21 protein-coding genes are annotated in these 19,476 nt (G+C 62.8%); 4 read left to right on the top strand and 17 right to left on the bottom strand.

The annotated features are described in order from the left end of the window. Window positions 1-69: 69 nt before the first annotated feature. From LZ012_RS09285 to LZ012_RS09275, 3 genes are all read left to right on the top strand, one after another. Complete coding sequence (locus tag LZ012_RS09285) at window positions 70-1,119, top strand: ABC transporter substrate-binding protein (protein WP_275710014.1); 1,050 nt, start codon at window positions 70-72, stop codon at window positions 1,117-1,119. 12 nt (window positions 1,120-1,131) lie between these two features. After that, window positions 1,132-2,169 carry a hypothetical protein gene (locus LZ012_RS09280; RefSeq protein ID WP_275710012.1) on the top strand — a complete coding sequence of 346 codons (1,038 nt, stop codon included), beginning with the start codon at window positions 1,132-1,134 and terminating at the stop codon, window positions 2,167-2,169. A gap of 112 nt (window positions 2,170-2,281) precedes the next feature. After that, window positions 2,282-3,175, top strand: coding sequence for a hypothetical protein (locus LZ012_RS09275; RefSeq protein WP_275710010.1), 894 nt, complete (start codon window positions 2,282-2,284; stop codon window positions 3,173-3,175). Between the two features lie 39 nt (window positions 3,176-3,214). On the opposite strand, the gene LZ012_RS09270 is transcribed toward LZ012_RS09275, so the two are convergent. Genes LZ012_RS09270 through LZ012_RS09245 form a run of 6 tightly spaced genes read right to left on the bottom strand, consistent with a single transcriptional unit; the run spans window position 3,215 to window position 9,343 of the window. Beyond that, window positions 3,215-4,441 (bottom strand): ligand-binding sensor domain-containing protein, encoded by a 1,227-nt coding sequence (locus tag LZ012_RS09270; protein ID WP_275710008.1) that lies wholly within the window; start codon window positions 4,439-4,441, stop codon window positions 3,215-3,217. Window positions 4,442-4,463: 22 nt separating this feature from the next. Then, entirely contained in the window at window positions 4,464-5,528 is a 1,065-nt protein-coding gene (locus tag LZ012_RS09265; RefSeq protein WP_275710006.1) for a ligand-binding sensor domain-containing protein, read from the bottom strand. After that, the gene (locus tag LZ012_RS09260; RefSeq protein WP_275710004.1) at window positions 5,525-5,833 is read right to left on the bottom strand and encodes a c-type cytochrome; all 309 of its coding nucleotides are present in this window, start codon (window positions 5,831-5,833) and stop codon (window positions 5,525-5,527) included. Before LZ012_RS09260 ends, LZ012_RS09265 begins: the two co-directional genes overlap by 4 nt. A gap of 28 nt (window positions 5,834-5,861) precedes the next feature. Next, window positions 5,862-6,506, bottom strand: coding sequence for a tetratricopeptide repeat protein (locus LZ012_RS09255; RefSeq protein ID WP_275710002.1), 645 nt, complete (start codon window positions 6,504-6,506; stop codon window positions 5,862-5,864). A gap of 22 nt (window positions 6,507-6,528) precedes the next feature. Beyond that, window positions 6,529-7,893, bottom strand: coding sequence for a sigma-54-dependent transcriptional regulator (locus LZ012_RS09250; protein ID WP_275709999.1), 1,365 nt, complete (start codon window positions 7,891-7,893; stop codon window positions 6,529-6,531). 43 nt (window positions 7,894-7,936) lie between these two features. Continuing rightward, window positions 7,937-9,343 (bottom strand): sensor histidine kinase, encoded by a 1,407-nt coding sequence (locus LZ012_RS09245; RefSeq protein WP_275709997.1) that lies wholly within the window; start codon window positions 9,341-9,343, stop codon window positions 7,937-7,939. On the opposite strand from LZ012_RS09245, the gene LZ012_RS09240 reads away from it, so the two are divergent. After that, on the top strand, window positions 9,333-10,103 hold the full coding sequence (locus tag LZ012_RS09240) for a tetratricopeptide repeat protein (protein WP_275709995.1): 771 nt from the start codon (window positions 9,333-9,335) through the stop codon (window positions 10,101-10,103). The two genes, LZ012_RS09245 and LZ012_RS09240, sit on opposite strands and share 11 nt — an antisense overlap. Window positions 10,104-10,112: 9 nt before the next feature. On the opposite strand, the gene LZ012_RS09235 is transcribed toward LZ012_RS09240, so the two are convergent. The 11 genes from LZ012_RS09235 to ccsA form a co-directional block, all read right to left on the bottom strand. Next, the gene (locus tag LZ012_RS09235; RefSeq protein WP_275709992.1) at window positions 10,113-10,529 is read right to left on the bottom strand and encodes a TlpA family protein disulfide reductase; all 417 of its coding nucleotides are present in this window, start codon (window positions 10,527-10,529) and stop codon (window positions 10,113-10,115) included. Between the two features lie 103 nt (window positions 10,530-10,632). Then, window positions 10,633-11,214, bottom strand: a complete 582-nt coding sequence (locus tag LZ012_RS09230; RefSeq protein ID WP_275709990.1) for a Tll0287-like domain-containing protein — start codon at window positions 11,212-11,214, stop codon at window positions 10,633-10,635. 66 nt (window positions 11,215-11,280) lie between these two features. Beyond that, complete coding sequence (gene ccmI / locus LZ012_RS09225) at window positions 11,281-12,534, bottom strand: c-type cytochrome biogenesis protein CcmI (protein WP_275709988.1); 1,254 nt, start codon at window positions 12,532-12,534, stop codon at window positions 11,281-11,283. Window positions 12,535-12,549: 15 nt separating this feature from the next. Next, window positions 12,550-12,999: a cytochrome c-type biogenesis protein gene (locus LZ012_RS09220; RefSeq protein WP_275709986.1), complete on the bottom strand. Its 450-nt coding sequence runs from the start codon at window positions 12,997-12,999 to the stop codon at window positions 12,550-12,552. Then, window positions 12,992-13,519 carry a DsbE family thiol:disulfide interchange protein gene (locus tag LZ012_RS09215; RefSeq protein ID WP_275709984.1) on the bottom strand — a complete coding sequence of 176 codons (528 nt, stop codon included), beginning with the start codon at window positions 13,517-13,519 and terminating at the stop codon, window positions 12,992-12,994. The genes LZ012_RS09220 and LZ012_RS09215 overlap by 8 nt, the downstream gene beginning before the upstream one ends. A 13-nt stretch (window positions 13,520-13,532) precedes the next feature. Continuing rightward, window positions 13,533-15,506, bottom strand: coding sequence for a heme lyase CcmF/NrfE family subunit (locus tag LZ012_RS09210; protein WP_275709982.1), 1,974 nt, complete (start codon window positions 15,504-15,506; stop codon window positions 13,533-13,535). A gap of 202 nt (window positions 15,507-15,708) precedes the next feature. Further along, a complete protein-coding gene (gene ccmD / locus LZ012_RS09205) occupies window positions 15,709-15,894 on the bottom strand; it encodes a heme exporter protein CcmD (protein WP_275709980.1) in 186 nt (61 codons plus the stop codon). After that, window positions 15,891-16,625 carry a heme ABC transporter permease CcmC gene (ccmC, locus tag LZ012_RS09200; protein ID WP_275709978.1) on the bottom strand — a complete coding sequence of 245 codons (735 nt, stop codon included), beginning with the start codon at window positions 16,623-16,625 and terminating at the stop codon, window positions 15,891-15,893. Before ccmC ends, ccmD begins: the two co-directional genes overlap by 4 nt. Then, complete coding sequence (locus LZ012_RS09195; RefSeq protein WP_275709976.1) at window positions 16,622-17,236, bottom strand: tetratricopeptide repeat protein; 615 nt, start codon at window positions 17,234-17,236, stop codon at window positions 16,622-16,624. The genes ccmC and LZ012_RS09195 overlap by 4 nt, the downstream gene beginning before the upstream one ends. After that, window positions 17,237-18,625, bottom strand: a complete 1,389-nt coding sequence (locus tag LZ012_RS09190; RefSeq protein WP_275709973.1) for a heme-copper oxidase family protein — start codon at window positions 18,623-18,625, stop codon at window positions 17,237-17,239. A 4-nt stretch (window positions 18,626-18,629) separates the two neighbouring features. Then, window positions 18,630-19,448: a cytochrome c biogenesis protein CcsA gene (gene ccsA, locus LZ012_RS09185; RefSeq protein WP_275709970.1), complete on the bottom strand. Its 819-nt coding sequence runs from the start codon at window positions 19,446-19,448 to the stop codon at window positions 18,630-18,632. Window positions 19,449-19,476 lie beyond the last annotated feature (28 nt).

The raw sequence follows: 19,476 nt of genomic DNA, 5'->3' as shown, positions 1-19,476 counted from the left end.
TGCAAAATGACAAATGTTGTGACCATCGCCTGTCACCCATCGCGTAACGCCCTACGGCATCATAGAAAAATGATAGCGAACACCTTGTTCCGCAAGCCATCCGGCCTGCCCTTCATGCGCCGGGTCGCCGCCTTGCTGGCCTTTGCCCTGATCCCGATAATGGCCTGCGGCGAGGTGATGCAACTGTCGGTAAGCGTTCCCGGACCGAATGCCGCCTCGTATTACCCGGTCGAACTGATTTCAAAGATTGGCGCAGACAAGGCGGAAGGTGCCACTCTCCGCGTGGTCTTTTCGCCCGGCGGCCCGGCGGCCATTGACGACATGATGCACAACAACGTCGATTTCGCCGTTGTCGGCTTGCCGGCCGCCATGTCGGTTCGCCTGAAGGACAAGCGCGTCGTGGCCCTGGCCGCCATCAACGACCTGCCGCTCTATGTCCTGCTCGTCCGCCAGGGATTGAAGGGCGAAGTGAAAAGCATCGCCGACCTCAAGGGACGGACGATCGGGCTGCACAGCAATTCGACGGCCAACAAGAGCACTTCGCAGCAGGTTCTCGAACTGATGTTCCGCCGGGGCGGCGTGCCGCCCGGCAGCTACCATGTGGTCGGCATCGGACGGCGCTGGGAGTCGGAGTCCCTGATGCTGAAATCCGGTGCGGTCGACGCCGTGATCGGCGACGAGCCGCACGCCACGCACATGGCCAACAGCAAGATTGCCTTCCCGCTGGTGCACCTCGGCGACGCCCAAACGGCGCGTCAATACGCCGGCGCCGGTTTTCTGCGCGGGGCCCTGATCGGCCGCTCGGACAAGCTGGAAAAGGACACGGCCAAGGCCGAGACGATGATACGCATCATCAAGCGGACCCTGACCTGGATCGCCACCCACACCCCGGAGGAATTCGCCAATGCGCTGGGCATTGCCGATGCGGACGAAAAGCAGAAGCTGATCGCCGTGCTCCGGAAATACCCCCGCCAGTACAGCAAGGACGCCGCCTTCTCCAACGCCCAGTTGCGGGAAACGGAAATATTCTTCATCGACTCTCAGGCCGGCAATCCGGCGGCCGAGAGTTTCCGTATCGACACCATGATCGACGCCCGCTGGGTGGGCAAAAAGGACTGATTGGCCCGGACCATGCTGCGCACCCTGAACTCACAACTGGCCCTTCGCCTGGGCGGCATCCTGCTGCTGATCCTGCTCTGCCTGTCCGTTCAGGGCATCTGGATGAAGGAATTGGTCAATGACAAGGCCAAGGCGACGCAACTGGCGAATGCCCGCGAGCACTATGCTGCGGTGCTGGCCGATCTAGACCGCCGCTGGGGGCGCGAGGCCTTCAACCTGAAGACACGGCTCGAAGCGCAGGAAATCCTGGCCAACCCAGAGCTGCGCAAGGAAAAACTGATGGTGTACCTGATTTCCCAGGGCAACAGCATCGAATTTCCGTCCTTGAGAATCGAAACGACGCACGGTGAACTGATCGCCGCCTACGACTACGCCAGCCACATCGATACCAGCGTCAAATTCCTGCCCGGCCAGACCAACGCCTGGGCGCAGAATCCCAAGGACGGCAGCCTCTACCTGGTCATCCGCCAATTCATCTGGCTGGGCAAGGAAAACGGTTATCTGGTGCTGCTCAAGCCCATGGATCACGCGCTGCTCACCCAGATCACCTATCCCGGCACCCGTCTCAGCCTGTGGTTCAAGGGCAAGCCGGTCGCCTCCTCCGACGGCGATGAAGGCCTGCAAAAGACCGCCACGGCTTTTCCCACCCCGGAAGCCGGCAGTGCCAATGCCTACCTGACGTGGTCGGGTCCGGAAAGCGAGACCTCGCCAAAACTGCTGATCGAGCCACTGGCCAGCGAGCTGATCGGCATCGGCAGCATCGCCCGCCCCATCATGCTGGTTTTCTTCATACTGCTCATTGCCGTCACCGTCGGCTTCTCCGGACTGTGGCTGCGGGCTTCGCGCCAGCTGGACGCGCTGCTGCAGGCCGACCAGCGCTACAAAGCGCTCAACACCATCGACGATGCAGTCGTTGACGATCTGCGTACCGCCCAGACCGGGCCGATTGAGAGCGCCCGCTCCCTGGCCACGTCGCTGGAACTGCGCATGCGTGCGAGTGGAACGCCGGCCGCCACCACCTCATCGACTACCGACAGCAGCTCGGCCTGATTCCTGCTTCGTCTCGCCGTTATTCAGCGATCGCTGCGACCAGGCCCTGGGCGGACAACTATCCGCCCGCCACTCCGCAGCGTAGCGAACCCCAACGATACGGATGCAGACAGTGATTGCAGATAAGAATCCACACCTCAAGATACGCCGCCTCGGACTGGCAATGCTGTTCGCCGGCCTGGCGTTCTGTGCCGCCCCCGCGGCAGCCGACCCCAATCCGAAAATGACCTTGGCGCAGCAAAAAGCCAAATTGCTCGAAACGCTGATCAATACGCCGGCCATGAAGGCGGCGCAGGATGGGAAAAATCCCGAAGTCGCCAACTGGCTGGCGCAAAGCCGGACCCTGCTGGCGCAGGCCAACAGCGCGATCAGCGCGGCCCATCCGGAAGAGGCCATCGAGCAACTGGACGAGGCCCTGCGCAACCTGTCGAAAGCCAGCAGCCTGCTGACTGCCGATGGCAGCAGCGGTGTCGGCGCGCAAAAGAAGCAGTTCGACAACCACGCCAGCCAGATCGAGAGTTACCGCCGCACGCTGCAGGAAATGACCAGCACGCCCCAAACGGCAGCGGCAGCGCGCCAGTTGATCGTCCGCATCGACGCCATGAGCACGGAGGGCCGCAAGCTGTTCGACGCCGGCCGGCACGAGGAAGCCAACAAGCGGATGGCCGCTGCCTACAAGCTGGCCGTCGAGGAAATTTCACGGCTACGCGATGGCCAGGAAGTCGTCATGCGCCTGCAGTTCAATTCGCCGCGCGAAGAGTTCGACTACGAACAGAAGCGTTACTACTCGAATGAAATCCTGGTCGGCATGCTGATCCGCGAAGAACGGGCGACGGGCGATGCCCGGAAACAGGTCGACGCCTATGTCGACGCCGCCAATAGCGTGAAGTCGGAAGCATTAGCCAAGGCCAGCGCCAGCGACTATCCCGCCGCGGTCAAAGAAATGGAAAAAGCCAATCAGCAACTGAACCGGGCCCTGCAAATGATGGGCGTTCCGGTGTTCTGAATCGCCGGCAGGCGGAGCCCACCGGCGCAGGCCGGGCAGTTATTTCTGGCCGGAACGCAAGTGGGCCACGCCGCCGAAGCTGCCGACCCACAGATCGCCCTTCGCCGATGAACCCATGGCGAAGACGTTGTTGGCGAACAAGCCGTCGGCCGTGGTCATCGCCTTGGCGAACTTCCCGGTCTCCGGCACATAGGAGGTCAGGCCGTTGTTGGTGCCGATCCATAGCTTGCCCGTGTTATCGACGTGCAGCATGAAGATGTGATTGCCGGGCAGGCCCTCGAGGGTCGTGTAATTGGTCCACCGCTTGCCGTCGAAACGGGCCAGGCCGCCGCCCCAGGTCCCCGCCCAGACGGTGCCCTGCTTATCGACTTCCAGCGACACGACGTAGTTCGGGTTATAGGCCACGTCGACGTTTTGCAGGCCCATTTCCTGTTTCTGCTTGGCGTGGTGGGTCGACTGCTTGCCCGGATCGTTCTTGAACGCAATCGCGTCCTTGACCTTGGCGTACGGCGCACCCAGGCCCTTGGCGTGGTTCCAGTTTTCCCACTTGTTGTTGGCGAAGCGAGCCATGCCGCCTTCGGTCGCCAGCCAGATATCCCCGTTCTTGCCTTCGGCCAGACCGTAGATCCAGTCGTTGGGGACGCCGCCCTTGGTATTCTCGACGGTATACAGATCCCACTTGCTGCGATCGTCCAGATTGCCGCCGCGGATGCGGTTCACGCCCGACCAGGTGGCGATCCAGATATCGCCGTTCGTGGCGGTGATCACGTCATAGACAAAGGCGTCGCCCAGGCCGTCCGGAATGTTGTAGTTCTTCCACTGGCCGGTCTTCTCGTCGAGCAGCGACAGCCCGCCGCCGTAAGTGCCGACCGCCAGCATGCCTTTGAGCCGGCCGACGTAGAACATGCCGTTGGACAGCAAGCCGTTGCGGGCGTCGAAGAGCTTGAAGCTGTCGTCCTTGGTGTCGTAGCGGACCACGCCGCCCGAGGTACCGACCCAGACCACGCTGCCTTCGAGGTAAATCGCCTTGACGTTCTTGTTGCCCACGCGGAAATGAGTGAATTTGGCGGCCGGATCGACCGTCACCTTGCCTTCGCGTTCCTGCGGCTGCGGCGCAATGGGCGGATGCTGGGCCGCGCCGCTCATCGGTGGATGGACGGGAGCGGCCGGCGTCGCCGGGCCGGCTGCGGCCAGTCCGGCCTGAACGAAGATGGCGATGCCGGCGGCGATCGGGCCGAGCTTTCTCAGCGCTGGGTAAATAGTCATTGCTTGCCTTTCTGCTGCATGATCATTGCGGGGCTACACGCACCACGCCTCGTTTCGTACCGGCCCAGATATCGCCGTTGGGCGCCACCGTCACCGCATAGACGTGCGTATCAAAGAGGCCGTCGGCCTTGCCCAGGTTCTTCCAGGTCTTGCCGTCATAGCGTGACAGCCCCTTGTCGGTCCCGAACCAGAACACGCCCTTGTCGTCCTGCGCCATGGAATAAACGATGTTGCCGGCAAGTCCGTCCTGGGTGGTCAGGTTGGTCCACCGCTTGCCGTCATAACGCGACACGCCGCCGCCCCAGGTTCCGGCCCAGATGACGCCATCCGGCGCGGCATGGATGGAAAAGGTGTAGTTCGGGTTATAGGAGGAAAGGCCTTCGACCTGAGTGGTCAGGTCATGCCGCGAACGGGTTCCGAGACCGGTATTGGCGCTGGCCTGCAGGTTATTGACGTTGTCGGCGCCCAGGCCGTCCTTGTGCGTCCACGAGCGCCAGCGCTTGCCGTCGTACATCGACACGCCGCCTTCGGTGCCGAACCAGACCTTTCCGTCGTTATCGACGGACAGGCCATAGACCCACTCGTTGATCAGCTCCTTGACGTAGGTCTTGAACTTGCCGGTCTTGACGTTGTAGTGATTGACGCCGGCCCAGGTGCCGATCCACAGGTTGCCCGCCTTGTCGTTGGCGAAGGAATAGATCCAGTAGTCGGCCAGCCCGTGCATCGGGAAATAGGTTTTCCACTTGCCGTCCTTGTAGCGCGAGGCGCCGCCGGCATTGGTGCCGAACCATTTGTAGCCCTCGGTATCGATGCCGACGGCGAAGACGTACTCGTTGGCAAGCCCCTGCTGGCGGGTAAAGGTGTTGCGCGGCTTGCTCGTCTTCAGGTCGATCTCGTGCGCGCCGACCGAGGTGCCCACCCACAGGGTGTTGCTACCCTTTTCGACGGTCAACGCCCGAACGTAAACGTTGTCGCCGACCTCGAAGGAATCGACCACCCGCACGCCCGTTTTTTCGGCGGCCAGCACCGGGTGGAAGGCCCCGTGTACCAGGACGGCAGTAGCGCACAACAGTTGTTTCAATTTCATCGTAGAGTTCTCACGTAAGCCAGTACATCAAGGATCTGTGCGTCCTGCAGTATGCCGAAGAATGGCGGCATGGTTTTCTTGCCGGATTTTACCGACTGCATCAGGATCATATCCGGCTGATCGAGCCGCTCGCCCATGCGGAATTTCGGTGCATCCGGCATGACGCCCTCGCCGCGCCCGCCGTGGCAGGCTGCGCAATGCATCTGGTAGAGCTGCTGCCCCTGGACGAAGTTGGCGGCCGAGACTGTCCCGGCGGCCCCCGTCACCAGCACTGCGACCAACATCATTCGCATCGTTTTTCTCATCATGGCCTCCTGACCCGTTTGCCGCTTGCTAGATCCGCCGCTGTTTTTTCTTGCCCTTGCCGGGATCGACGTTGCGGATGCGATTCGCCTGGGCCTGGTATTGCTCCGACAAGGCGCGGTCGACCGGCAGGCCGAAGGCATTTCCGCTGGAATAGGCCGCAGCCAGCGCGTCGATCGCCGGCAGATAATCGTTCTCGGCGGCCCGTTTAATCCAGCGCAGCGCGTCCGGCGTATTGCGGTCCGCCTCGGTTAAGCCGAGTTCGCCCTTCAGATAGCCTTGGGCCATGGCGTTGATGGCCAGGACATGCCCCGATTCGGCGGCCTTCAATATCCAGGTGCGGCCACCCAGCACGTCCTTCTTGGTCCCTTCGCCGGAAACGGTCATCACGCCGAGCCCGAACATGCCGTCCAGATCGCCCTGTGCGGCCGATTTGCGATACAGCGCAATGGCATCGTCGTCAAAATCGGTGCGGTCGAGAATCTCGGCCAGCAAAGCCTGCGCCTTGGCGTGTCCCTCCAGAGATGCCTGGCGCAGCGGGGTCATCGCGCCGACGATGTCGCCGTTGCGATAGCTCTTCAGGCCGGCCTGGTAATCGTCCTCCGGCCCGGCGACCGCCCCGCCGGCCAGCAAGCAGGCGCCCGCCGCCAGGCACCAAGCCCGGAGAACCATCATGGGCGACTTTCCGATCACCGCTTTATCCGACACTGTTCGCTTCCATTTCTTCCAGCTTCCGATACAGGCTGGACAGTCCAATATCAAGTTTCTGCGCGGCAAGACGACGATCGCCGCCCGCATCGCGCAATGCCCGGGCAATGATTTCCGACTCCAGTCGGCGCAATTGCTCACGCAGTCCGACATTCGAAGCAATTTCGATGCCCGGACTCTCGCGCTTTTGCACCGAGCGCGCGATGTCCGGCGGCAAGTCCATTAATGTTATCCGCTCGCCGTCGGCCAAGATATGTGCGCGGTTGATGACGTTTTCCAGCTCGCGCACGTTGCCCGGCCAGCCAAACTCGACGAGGATTTCCTCGGCGATCGGATCCAGTTCCAGCGCCTTCTTGCCGTGACCGGCCGCCAGGTTCTGCAACACGAAATGGATCAGGCGGGCAATGTCCTCCTTGCGGTCACGCAGCGGCGGGATGTGGATATGGAACATCGCCAGGCGGAAGTAGAGATCCTCGCGGAAGCGCCCTTCCTTGACCATTTCGGCCAAATTGCGGTTGGTCGCCGCGACGATGCGGACATCGACCCGGCGCACCTGCTCGCCGCCCAAGGGGCGAACTTCCTTGTCCTCGATGACGTGGAGCAGCTTGGTCTGCATGTGCAGCGGCAATTCGCCGATTTCGTCGAGAAACAGCGTGCCGCGGTCGGCCTGCGTGAACAAGCCCTTGCGCGCCCGGTCGGCGCCGGTGAAGGCGCCCTTGGCATGGCCGAAGAACTCACTTTCGAGCAGGTTTTCCGGAATGGCGCCGCAGTTCACCGGAATGAACGGAAACTCGCTGCGCGGACTCATTTCGTGGATATTGCGCGCCGTCACCCCCTTGCCGGTACCGCTCTCGCCGGTCACCAAGACGGTGCTGTCGGTGACCGCCACCTTGGACACCAGCCGCTCCATCTCGACCATGGAGCGCGAGCCGAAGTGGAAAACGCCGCGCTCGCGGGCCACCATCTGGCGCAGTGCCTGGTTTTCCGCCTTCAGGCCGCGCATGGAGCCGATTTGCTCGATGCGGTGCAGCAACTCCTCGTTGCGTATCGGCTTGACCATGTAGTCGGTCGCCCCGGCGCGCAGCGCCTCGACCGCCGTTTCCATCGAAGCGAAGGCCGTCACCATGACGAACTGCGTATCGATACCGCTGCCCCGGAAACTGCGCACCAGTTCCACGCCATTGCCGTCGGGCATCATGATGTCGCACAAGGCGACATCGACATCGCCGCGCACCAGTTTGGCCGATGCCTCCTTGACGCCGGAGGCCGTGTCGACCGAATGGCCGGCCTTGGTCAGCGCCGAAGCCAGAATCTGGCGGATCGCCGCCTCGTCATCGATTACCAGTACATGCATCGCTCTTGCCTCTTCCTGTTATTGTCCCAACAACTGGGCGCCCCTAGAGAACCGGTGCGGGCAGCCTTATTTCCACTTCGGTACCGACCCCTTCTTCGGATCTGATCTCTATCGTCCCGCCCGCCTTCATGATCAGCGAGCGGCATACCGACAGACCCAGACCACTCCCTCTGCCCTTGCCCTTGGTGGTGAACCGTTCCTCGAAAACGTGCGGCAAGGTTTCCGCCGGGATACCGGTACCGTCGTCGATCACCTTCGCCGACACCCACTGCTCGTCGCAACTGGTCACCAGGCGGATCTGTGGCGAACGCCCTTCGATGCTGCCCAGTGCGTCAGCTGCATTGATAAGCAAATTCATCGCCACCTGCACCATGTGATCGGCGACCAGGACGACGGCCGGCAGGTTGCCGTCGAGCTCCAGCACCAGATCGATGCGCCGGAAGCGGCGATCGAATTTCACGAAATTGGCGGTGCTGCGCAGCAGGCTGTTCAGATCGGTCAATTCCGCATCCTGCGACTGCGGCACCGAAAATTCACTGATCTGACGGGTGATATGCATGACCCGTGTCGCCTGCTCGAGAATCATTTCGGGGTGGCACTGCTCGCCGTAGCGCGAACAGCCGGTATCCTGGCATTCGCTGTTCATGGCCTGTGCGACGCCGACGATGGCCGACAGTGGATTGTTGATTTCATGCGCCACCGCAGCTGCCAGGGAGCCGACTGCCGCCATTTTCTCCTTGTGGAAGCTCTGCTGGCGCGTCAGCTCCAGTTCGCTTTCCCGACGGGCCAGTTCGTCCTGCATCGAATTCACCGCATCCATCAGCAGGCCCAGCTCATCCTTGCGCTTATGCACCAGTTTCGAACTGGGCTCGCCGCGCAGAACGCGGGTGGCGTGCCGGCGCACCCGTTCGACATCGAGGGCCAGGCCCCGGAAAAACACCTTGAACACTACGGCCACCAGAATCAGCGCCAGGCCGCCGAAGGACAGCCACTCCGTGGTCAGGCGCTCGAAGGAACTGTGATATTGCTCGGCGAACATGGTCTTCTTGGCCGCCACGTCTACCGTGACCCGGTCCAGGGCCAGCACCATCCGGTGCATGGCGGCGCGCAGATCGGCAATGGAGGCCCGCGACGGCTCCTCGACCAATTCCCTGACCATGCGTTCAAGCGTGACCCGCGACTCGGTCAGTTCAGGGTAGGCGCTCTGCAGCCGGGACAAGCCGGGCAGCAGGGCCTCGACTTCGAGGGCCAGCATCTTCCCCGAAGCCTCGACATCCGGGGCAAAATAGTTTTCATTGACGGAAATGACGGCGCGCGAAACGGCGTAATTGAGTCCGACCAAGTATTCCTCGCGCGCATTGATGCTCTGCAGCAACGCAACGGAATCGAGCATCGTCTTACGCTCGAAGGCGATGACCAAGGTGACAATGGAGAAGTAAATGGCCAGCAAGAAGGTAAACAGCCACCCCTTCCCTCTCAAGGAATTGAGCAGGGGCAAGCTTTCCCGGTGCTTCCTGCGCTCTATCATCGGAACCTTTTCTGCCACTTTCCCGACCTTCCGCAAAATACGGCCTGATTCTTGCTCAAAACATTCGACACCCAGATTGGACTGTATCGAACCTGAAATGCTGCAGTGCAATCTTCAACCAAACGATAGAAAAACAGCCATTGAACTGACTATGTGGGTACGTACCTTTATCTTCGCACTGCTTGTCACGCTTTCGCACACCGCCGCTGCAGATTCGCTGGCCGACGCCATCAAGGCCATCGATGCCGGACAACCGAAACAGGCCGCACAATTGCTGATGCCTTTGGCCGCTGCCGGCAACACCACCGCTCAGTATCGCCTGGGCATGCTCTACTATATGGGACAGGGTGTTCCCGAAGATGAGAAGCAGGCGATTTTCTACTGGAAAAAGGCGGCCAGCCAGGGTTCTGCCGATGCAATGTTTCATTTGGGGTCTGCTTATCTTTTCGGCAACCAAGCCGCAAGAACCGTACCCGATCCTGACCGTGAAGCGGCCACCTGGTACTTCCAGGCCGCCAGTGCCGGGCATGCCGACGCCCAGTATCATCTCGGGCTGCTGTTCCTGGCCGGCAAGGGCGTGATCGACAGCCGGACCGAAGCCGCCCGCTGGATGCGCAAGGCCGCCGCCCAAGGCCATCCGGAAGCCAAGAAAGCCCTCAGCATCATCGAATCCGGCAAATAAGGCAGGCCATCAGCCCCCCAGTGACTGAACGATCGCGGTGCGCACCCCGGCCGCGTCCCAGTCCCTCTCGCCCAGCCAGACCGCGCTGACGCGCGCCTGGCCATTGACCAGCAAGCTGGTCGGGTAAGCGCTGACGCCAAAGGCCGATGACGCCAGCCTGCTTCCCCGGTCGAGCAGGATCGGCAAGGCCAGCCCCTCCGTCCTGACGAATTCGCGGACCAGATGGGCGTCTTCATCGACCGAAACGGCAATCACGCCCAGGCCGCGCCCAGCGTAATCGGCGTACAGGCGGTTCAGAGCGGCCATTTCCGCCCGACAGGGTGGACACCACGTCGCCCAGAAGTTGATCAGGCAGGGGGCTGATTTTTCCGTAAAAAGATAATTCCCGCCATTCAGCAGAGGCAGTTCGACGGCCGGTAAGGCCATCCCGGGCTGCGGCCCGGGACTGCGCCCCGCCCTGCCGCAGGCGGCGAGCAGCGGCAGCAGCCAGGCCTGCAGGCAAAATCGACGGCGGGAGACGAAAGATGGGTCAGAAGGCTTTTTTGACCGAAACGGCACCGCGCACCTGCCCGAGGTTGTATTCGACTGCCTTGTCGCTCGGATACTCCGTAGCCAATAAGGTCCGCACGCCTTCCGATATCTGGTTGCTTGGCCCGTGGCAAAGCAGGCACGGCTGCACCATGGGCAATGCTTTCATGTAGCGGAATACCCGCCCGGCCGGTTCCTCGACCACTTCGTGGTATTCCAGGCCATCAGCTTTCTCACCCTTGGCCACACGATTCTCGAAATCAAGAAGAACGCGCTGCTCCCAGACATCCGGTTCACCCAGGGCGCGGTTACGCGGACGCAGCGCGACCCGGGTCACGCGCATGCCGGTTTGCCGGGAAATATTGGAGGTGATTTCCGGCACGCTGTACTTGCATACTGTGATGGCGCGGACCGGGCCGGTCCGTTCCAGTTCCTTCATCAATTCGCTGCGCACCTGGCTAACGATCTGATTCGCCGCCGTCCGGCTTTCGTCGAGCAGTGCCTTGTTGGCGTTCTGGGCCAGCGCCGCGGAGCCGCCGGCAGCAAGCAGCAGCGCGACCAAAACCGTACATTTCCCTGACATGTCATGGACTCCACACCCACCAGCAGGAAACGCCCCGGAAGACGAACGGATCTACATCAGGCGCCGTTACTGCACGATGGAATTGATGACGATCTTAACATTGCCGGCCCCAGCCGAAACCGGGGGCGACATTCCTTCGAGGTCGCCGGCCCGCGCCAGTGCGTCCCCGCTCTTTGAAATCCGGGCACCGACCACGACCTGGCCAACGGTCGACAGCTTGAACTGCGGCGCCATCGCCATGCTGTCGTCGAGGGCGAAAGTCATCGGCATCTCGCCTGCCTTGGCGCGCAGCATGGCCACCGGCATCTTCGGACCATTCACCGCCCGGGCAAAGACGAACAAGGTGTCGCCCGGCTTAATCGCCGCCCGCAGCTTGGGATCGAGTTCGACCGTACCGCCGATCTTGGCCGTAGCGGCCGGCGTGTCGCCGACCGGCTTGGCGCTTTCGGCCGCCTGCTTGCCGGAGATCGCCAGGCGATTCTCGGCATCGCGGATGCTGCCCTGAATCCCGGCCGCAGCGGCCGACTCTTCGGGCACCAGGGCGAGCACTTTCCGCCAGACCTGGATCGCCTGGCCGTAATCCTGGCGGTCGAAAGCGATGGTGCCGGACAGGGCCAGCGCCTTGACGTTGCGCGGATCGATTTCCAGCGCGCGCTGGACCAGCTTTTCAGGCTCACCGGCCAGGCGCTTCCCTTGCGACATGGCGATGATGTCGGCGTAATCGGCGAAGTTCTGCGCATCGGGAGGCAGCAGCGACACTGCGCGGCCGAAGGCGGCCGACGATTCCGGATAACGCCCGAGCACGGCATAGGAGCGGGCGAGCATCAACCAGCCGCCGCCGTCGTTCGGGTTTTCCTGCAGGCGCAGGGACAGGCGTTCGACCATGGCGGTAATCTGCTCAGGCGACAAGGCGTGCTGGCCATCCTTGCCGGCAGCGACCTTGTTGCCCGGAACCACGGAGTCCGGCGCGCCCAAGGTCCAGTACAAGGCACCGACCACAATCGGGAAGGCCACCGCCAGGGCGACGGCCAGCTTGACCTTGCGGCCGCCGCTGCTTGCCACTGCCGGCGCGTCGGCGGTGTAATCGAGTACCCGGCGCTCCAGCTCGTCGCGCGCCTGGCGGCCGCTTTCCTCGGTGATGCGCCCTTCCTTGAGATCGCGATCGAGTTCAGCCAGTTGCTCGCGCAGCACGATCAGGTTGAGCTCGTTCTGCCCGGTCGTACCGTCGCGATCCCCCGGCTGACGCTTGAGCAAGGGATAAAGCAGTGCCCCCAGAACACCGACCAGCAACAGGCCGCCAACTACCAGAAACAGACTCATTGGACTCTCTCGAAATTAACCTTGCAGTAGACGGGCCGCCGTCGACCGTTGGGCATCATCCAGCGGCGCTTCGGTCTGTCCCCGACGGCGTCGGAGGAAGATGAAAAGACCGCCGAGGCCGCCGAAGAACAGCATGAATGGGCCACCCCACAGCAGCCAGGTCGTCGTCTTCAAAGGCGGACGATACAGCACGAAGTCGCCATAACGCTCCACCATGTAATTGATGATCTCCTTCTCGCTCTTTCCCTGGCGCAGCATATCGCGCACCTGGTTCTTTAGGTCGATGGCCAGATCGGCATGCGAGTCGGCCAGATTCTGGTTCTGGCAGACCAGACAACGGAGAACCTCGGCCAGGGACTGGACCTTTGCTTCGAGGACCGGATCTTCGCCGATCCGCTGCGCTTCCCCTGCGGTGGAAAAGGCACAGCTGAAGATCAGCAGGGCAACAGCTATTAATTTACGCACCGTTCAACTCCTTCACCAACGGAATGATCTTCTGGCTGACCACGGTCTGGGTCAGCGGTCCGATGTGTTTCATGCGGACCACGCCGGCCTTGTCGATGACAAAGGTTTCCGGCACGCCATAAACGCCATAGTCAATACCGACTTTCCCTTCGCGGTCCCAGATGGAAAACCGGTAGGGGTCGCCGTTTTCGGCCAGCCAGGCCTTGGCCGGCTCGCGCTCGTCCTTGTAGTCGAGGCCGATGATCGGCGCGATGTTATGCCTCGACAATTCAACCAGCACCGGATGCTCCTGGCGGCAGGAGACGCACCACGAGGCCCAGACATTGAGTAGCCACACCTGCCCCTGCAAGTCCTTGGGAGAAAAATTGCTCTCCGCCTGGTGCAGCTGGCTCAGCGTGAATTGCGGCGCCGGCTTGCCGATGAACGGCGACGGCACCTCGCGCGGATTGAGGCGCAGGCCGACGGCGAGAAAACCGACCAGCACGACGAACACAATCAGCGGAAGAAGAAATCTGCGCATGCTCAGGCCATCCTCATGCCTTGGCCGACGAGAACGCGAGGTCGGCGGCCTTGACCTTGGTCGACAGGCGATAGCGACGGTCGGCAGCGGCCAGGACACCACCCAGCGCCATCAGCAGGCAACCCCACCAGATCCAGTCGACCAGTGGCTTGTACTGGACGCGGACGACCCAGGTGTCCATGTCGATCGGTTCGCCAAGCGAGACATACAGGTCGCGGAACAGGCCGGTATCGATGGCCGCTTCGGTCATCGGCATGCGCTGCACAGTGTAGATGCGCTTTTCGGGCTCCATCATGCGGTCGATGCGGCCGTTGCGGCTGACTTCGATACGCGCCCGGGCAGCGATGTAGTTCGGCCCCTTGACTTCGTTGATGCCGCGGAAGGCGAAGACATAACCGCCGACAGTGGTCGTATCGCCGACGCTCATCTTGACGTCGCTGTTGGTCTCGTAGGCCTTGACGAAGGTGACGCCGAGGATGAACACGCCGACCCCGACATGGGCCATGACCATGCCCCACTGGGCCAGGGTCATGCCGGCCAGCCGGGACAGCCCTGCTCCGTTAAGGGAACCGGCCCGCGCCCACAGCACGAGCAGGCTGGCCGTAATGGCCCAGGTGCCGAGGAAGACGCCGAAGGCGGCGAGAATGGACCACTGACCCATGATCATCGGCACGGCGATGGCCGCCGCCAGCGCAACGAAGGCTCCGACCCACAGGGTCAGCGGGAAATCGCTGCGCGACGCCGCCTTCCAGCGGGCGAACGGCGCCAGCCCCATGAGCAGCACCATGGGCGCCATCAGCGGCACGAAAATACTTTCGAAATACGGGGCGCCGACCGAAATCTTGCCCAGGTCGAGCGCATCAAGGAACAGCGGATACAGCGTGCCGATCAGAACTGCTGCGCCGGCCACGGTGAGCAGCACGTTATTGACCAACAACAGCGACTCGCGCGAGAACATGTGGAAAGCGCCGCCCAGACCGACTTTCGGCGCCCGCCAGGCGAACAGCAGCAGCGAGGCGCCGACGACGATGGCCAGGAACATCAGCACGAAAATGCCGCGCTTGGGATCGGTGGCGAAGGCATGCACCGAGGTCAGCACCCCGGAGCGGACCAGGAAGGTGCCGAGCAGCGACAGCGAGAAAGCCATGATCGCCAGCATTACCGTCCAGTTCTTGAAGCAGCCGCGCTTTTCAGTGACCGCCAGCGAGTGGATCAGTGCCGTGCCGACCAGCCAGGGCATGAACGAGGCGTTCTCGACCGGGTCCCAGAACCACCAGCCGCCCCAGCCCAGTTCGTAATAGGCCCACCACGAACCCAGCGCGATACCGAGGGTCAGGAACACCCAGGCCACCGTGGTCCACGGCCGCGACCAGCGCGCCCAGGCCGCATCGAGCTTGCCGGAGATCAGCGCGGCGATGGAAAAGGCGAAGGCCACCGAGAAGCCGACGTAGCCCATGTACAGCATGGGCGGATGGAAGGCCATGCCCGGGTCCTGGAGCAGCGGATTCAGATCGCGGCCTTCGCCGACGGCCGGCAGCAGGCGCTCGAAGGGATTCGAGGCGAATAGCAGGAAGGCGAGAAAACCGATGCCGATCAGGCCCATCACCGACAGTACGGTGGTCACCATGTCGTCGGGCAGGCGGCGGCTGAAAATCGCCACGCCGACGGTCCACACGGTGAGAATCAGAACCCACAGCAGCATCGAACCTTCATGGCCGCCCCACACCGCCGCCACCTTGTAGAAGGTCGGCAACAGGGTGTTGGAATGCTCGGCGACATAGCGCACCGAGAAATCGTTGTTCAGGAAAGCTTGCAGCAGACAGGCATAGGAAAAGGCCACCGCGGCAAACTGGGCGAAGGCGGCCGGGCGCGCCAGCGCCATCAGGCGACTGTTGCGCAGCAGGACGCCGGCCAGCGGCAATACGCCGAGAACGACAGCCACAAACAACGCAACGATCAAGGCAAGATGCCCCAACTCTGGAATCATGAATCTGCTCCAAATGGAATTATTCCCATTCAAGCAAGATCAGTTCCAAGTTAGTCCACTTCCCGGCGTGGCCTTGGAAAGGCACAACTGGGTAGGAATTTTCGGACACCCTGGCCGATGCATCCGACCGTAGCGTACTGGATCCGCTACCAATCCCGGGAGAGTTTCCCGAAATCGGGAAAGCCTCCCCAAGTACGCCGGCTCAGTCGCCGCTTCTACTTTCTGCGCGGATCTGGCGCTTCAGACGGGCCTTGGTGGCCTTTTGATTGCGGGCGACGACGATCGGTTCAACGGCCATGATCAGCACATTGACGCCGAAGGAGCCCCAGACGTAGAGACCATAGCCGCCCATGGCCAGGAAGTCGGACAGGCTGTTCCAGTAGATCATCGGGCGGCCCCTTCCAGTTCGGCCTTGACCCAGTCGGTGTGCCGCTCGCGTTCGAGCATGATGGTGCGCACACGCATGAAGGCGACGGCGACCGAATACATCCAGAAGCACAGGGCCATGAGCAGCATGCCGTAGAGCATGGTGGTGGCCATCGACGACTTGGTCAGGTTGACGCTGGAGCCCTGGTGCAGGGTGTTCCACCACTTGACCGAAAAATAGATGATGGGGACATTGACCACGCCGACCAGCAGCAACAGGCCACCGGCCTTGTCGGCGCGGCGCGGGTCGTCGATGGCGGCAGTCAGCGCCATGTAGCCGATGTACAGGAAGAGCAGGATCAGTTCGGAGGTGAGACGGGCATCCCACACCCACCAGGCACCCCACATCGGCTTCCCCCACAGGGCGCCGGTCCAGAGCGACAGGAAGGCCATCAGGGCGCCGGTCGGCGCCAGGGCCTGGGCCATCATGCCCGATAGCCGGGTGTTGAAAGCGAGTCCGATGGCAGCCCAGAAGGCCATGACCAGGTAGATGAACATCGACATCCAGGAAGCCGGGACGTGGATGAAGATGATGCGGTAGCCCTCGCCCTGCTGGAAGTCGGTAGGGGCGACCAGCATGCCGAGGTAGAGGCCGGCCAGGCCGAAGACGAGCGATGCGGCGGCGAACCAGGGAATCAGCTTGCCGGCCAGCGGGTAGAAGGTGGCGGGCGACGCGAAATGATAGAACCTCATGGCTTGCTATCCGCTTCCTTGCTGCGGCGATGCGGAACCTGCTCGGTCTGGACCGGCGGCCGCTCCTTGGCCAGTTCCTCGCGCAGTTCCCAGATCGCCGACTCCGCCTTGCGGCGGAACGGGTCATTGGGCGGGCTGCGGTGCAGATAGGTTTCCATCGCCTGCAAAGCCCCGTACTTGTCGCCCATTTCCTGCAACGCGGCGCCCAGTCCGTAATAGGCATTCATCTGGTCCGGCCGCAAGGTCGTCGCCGAATCGAAAAAGTCTGCAGCCGCCTTGTACTGGCCCATCCCGAGCAAGGCAAAGCCGGCGTTCACGTGAGCCTCGGGCATTTGCGGGTTGAGCTGCTGCACGCGATGGAAGGCAGTCAGCGCCTGGTCGTAATGTTTGGCCTGGAGCAAGGCGACGCCGTCGCGGAAGCGCCGGTCCAGTTCGTCCTTGACCTTGCGTTCGACGTGCTGCTCGGGCTGCAGCTTGCCGCTCAACGGAGATTTTTCCCAACCGAAAAACAGCGCCAGTGCGACAAGCGCCGCGACAGCACCAAGCAAGGCGACTACCCAGCGCTCACCGGCCAGGAATGATTTTTGATCGAGCAATGCGTCTGTTCCCATTCAAGTGATCCGCTTCCGGCCCAGGGCCAGCAGTATGGCTGCCACGAACACCGCCGCGCCGACCGTCGCCAGCAGGCCGCCGGTACCGGCCAGCCCCATGGCCACATGATGCACACCGTCGGCCATGACCGTTTCGGCATGCGGCGACTTGCGGGGCACCCCCAAGGTTCCCGCCCAGGTCAGGCCGACCACCATCAGGCCGATGCCCAGACCATAGACCAGGGGCTGCCAGCGCCACAGGCGGCTCGTCCAGTACCCCCTGGCGATGCCCGACAGCCGGCTTTGCGCCCAGGTCATGTAGGCCAGCGTCACGGCGCCGACCGTGCCGTGATAATGCGCCGGGACCGTCGTCGTTTCGCCTCGGATGGCGGCACCGACCAGACAACCGAGGACGAATAGCGCGATCGAGCCGAGCAGGCAGAAATCCTGTGAGCGCAAGCCATCTCGGCGAGCCAGGCGGGCATAGCCGAAGACGAGCCACACCGCCAAGGCCAGCGGCGCCGGCCAGGTCAGCCAGCGCATGACCAGCGTGAAGCCGCGGCGATAGGCAAGGCTATCTACCGGAAAGGCCAGGGCAATGAGCAGATCGGCCACTACGGCGAGCAATTCCATCGCGATCAGCCAGAATACCCAACGCCGCGGAAAGGACACCCGGCCCAGCGCCGGACGCCCGAGATGCAGCCAGGCGGCCATCAACATCAGGGTATGGACGATCTGCAGCAGATGGCCGCCGCCCCACAGGCGCGTATCGAGCGACACCTCGCCGGCACCGCCGCGCGCGGCCAACACGAAAATCACCAGGGCGGACAGGAAGGCCACGATGGCCGCCGCCATAACCCAGCGTCCGCCGTCGGACGGTGGGCGGCGGGCGCTGCCCATGGCCTCGCCGGCCAGCGCGAGCAGGCAGGCCACGCCGGTAAAGCCGACGCCGGACAGGAAAGTCCCCAGGCCGATGTAAAACGACGGGGTATCAAGCACTGGAACATAGTTGGCCAGAACCGGCACGCCCTGCCCGTCCAGCGGCGACAGCACCATCGCCAGCACCCCGAGTCCGGCCAGCCAGACGCCGGCGCGCGCCATCCGCGACAGCACGCCGCCGCCCGCCGGCATCGCGGTCAGCCACAAACCGGCGGCCACGGCCAGGAACCAGACAACGACAGCCAAATCGACGTGGAGCACCAGTGCACTACGGAAAAATTCCGCCCCCAGTCCGAGAAACGGCGTGCGGGCGACGACCAGCACCACGGCACATAGCGTCGACGCCCCAAGGGCGAGCAAGGCCAGCAACCACCAGGCCGCCGACAACGCCCCGGAAACCGCGCCCTGGCGTTCGGCGGCTTCGAAGGCCGGGGAAATCGCGGCCTGTGTGCAGGAGACGGTGGCGCGCATCAGGTCACACCGCTCCTTGATGCGGCGTCTGGGACAGGAAGGGAACGCCGAAGAAGGTCAGGAAGGCGGCGACGAACACCCCGATCACCAGCCAGGCGCCCAGCCGCGGCGACAGGTTGAAGGTGAGCCGGGCATGCAGCGAGATGCCGACAATGAGCCAGGTGATGAAGGCCCAGGTTTCCAGCGGGTCCCAGTCCCAGTAACGGCCCCAGGCGTCCTGCGCCCAGATCGCCCCGGCGATCAGCATCAGGGTCTCGAAAACGAAGCCGATGGCCATGCAGCGATACGACAGCTCGCTCAGGCGAGCGCTCTCCGGCAGGCGATGAAACCAGGCGTCGGGACGACCGTCGCGGCGGATCAGGATGACACCGGACAAGCCGACGGCGACCAGCACGGCCCCCAGGAACACCTTGCCGAAGCCGATATGGATGAACAGCCAGACCGTGTGATAGGTCGGCGGCAGATGGGTTTCACCGGGACTGACCGTCATCAGCCAGCCCATCATGGTGAACAGGATGGGCATCACGATGGCCGCCACCGGGCGTATGGCCGGCAAACGCCAGTAGGCGATCGAAAAGGCGAGCATCAGGCTCCACACGTTGCTCGACAGAATTTCGAACATCGTCACGAACGGGCCGTGATCGAGGCGCTGCCAGCGCAGCCCGATAGCCACGGTGTGCAGGACCAGCCCGACCACCATCAGGCCGAGCACCGTGCGCTCCGGCCTTTTCTTCAACAGCACCCCGAAGATCGCAATGCTGCCGGCCAGGACATAGGCAACGACCGCGACCCACAGGATGCGCAACTCTCCGATCAAATCCAATTCCCACTCCTGGAAAAATTCTCAAAAA

Source organism: Dechloromonas hankyongensis, assembly GCF_022012295.1.
Classification (GTDB): Bacteria; Pseudomonadota; Gammaproteobacteria; order Burkholderiales; family Rhodocyclaceae; genus Azonexus; species Azonexus hankyongensis.
Note: the sequence above shows the minus strand (reverse complement) of the source record. Positions and strands in the feature narration are given on the sequence as shown.

Bases quoted from the DNA above. Each gene is read 5' to 3' on its own strand.
- ccmD (WP_275709980.1), bottom strand. From the start codon at position 15,894: ATGATCTACTGGAACAGCCTGTCCGACTTCCTGGCCATGGGCGGCTAT.
- ccmI (WP_275709988.1), bottom strand. From the start codon at position 12,534: ATGAGTCTGTTTCTGGTAGTTGGCGGCCTGTTGCTGGTCGGTGTTCTG.
- ccmC (WP_275709978.1), bottom strand. From the start codon at position 16,625: ATGAGGTTCTATCATTTCGCGTCGCCCGCCACCTTCTACCCGCTGGCC.
- LZ012_RS09270 (WP_275710008.1), bottom strand. From the start codon at position 4,441: ATGACTATTTACCCAGCGCTGAGAAAGCTCGGCCCGATCGCCGCCGGC.
- LZ012_RS09230 (WP_275709990.1), bottom strand. From the start codon at position 11,214: ATGTCAGGGAAATGTACGGTTTTGGTCGCGCTGCTGCTTGCTGCCGGC.
- LZ012_RS09280 (WP_275710012.1), top strand. From the start codon at position 1,132: ATGCTGCGCACCCTGAACTCACAACTGGCCCTTCGCCTGGGCGGCATC.
- LZ012_RS09190 (WP_275709973.1), bottom strand. From the start codon at position 18,625: ATGCGCGCCACCGTCTCCTGCACACAGGCCGCGATTTCCCCGGCCTTC.
- LZ012_RS09250 (WP_275709999.1), bottom strand. From the start codon at position 7,893: ATGCATGTACTGGTAATCGATGACGAGGCGGCGATCCGCCAGATTCTG.
- LZ012_RS09210 (WP_275709982.1), bottom strand. From the start codon at position 15,506: ATGATTCCAGAGTTGGGGCATCTTGCCTTGATCGTTGCGTTGTTTGTG.
- LZ012_RS09255 (WP_275710002.1), bottom strand. From the start codon at position 6,506: ATGATGGTTCTCCGGGCTTGGTGCCTGGCGGCGGGCGCCTGCTTGCTG.
- LZ012_RS09215 (WP_275709984.1), bottom strand. From the start codon at position 13,519: ATGCGCAGATTTCTTCTTCCGCTGATTGTGTTCGTCGTGCTGGTCGGT.
- LZ012_RS09285 (WP_275710014.1), top strand. From the start codon at position 70: ATGATAGCGAACACCTTGTTCCGCAAGCCATCCGGCCTGCCCTTCATG.
- LZ012_RS09260 (WP_275710004.1), bottom strand. From the start codon at position 5,833: ATGAGAAAAACGATGCGAATGATGTTGGTCGCAGTGCTGGTGACGGGG.
- LZ012_RS09265 (WP_275710006.1), bottom strand. From the start codon at position 5,528: ATGAAATTGAAACAACTGTTGTGCGCTACTGCCGTCCTGGTACACGGG.
- LZ012_RS09235 (WP_275709992.1), bottom strand. From the start codon at position 10,529: ATGGCCTTACCGGCCGTCGAACTGCCTCTGCTGAATGGCGGGAATTAT.
- LZ012_RS09195 (WP_275709976.1), bottom strand. From the start codon at position 17,236: ATGGGAACAGACGCATTGCTCGATCAAAAATCATTCCTGGCCGGTGAG.
- LZ012_RS09240 (WP_275709995.1), top strand. From the start codon at position 9,333: ATGGCCAGCAAGAAGGTAAACAGCCACCCCTTCCCTCTCAAGGAATTG.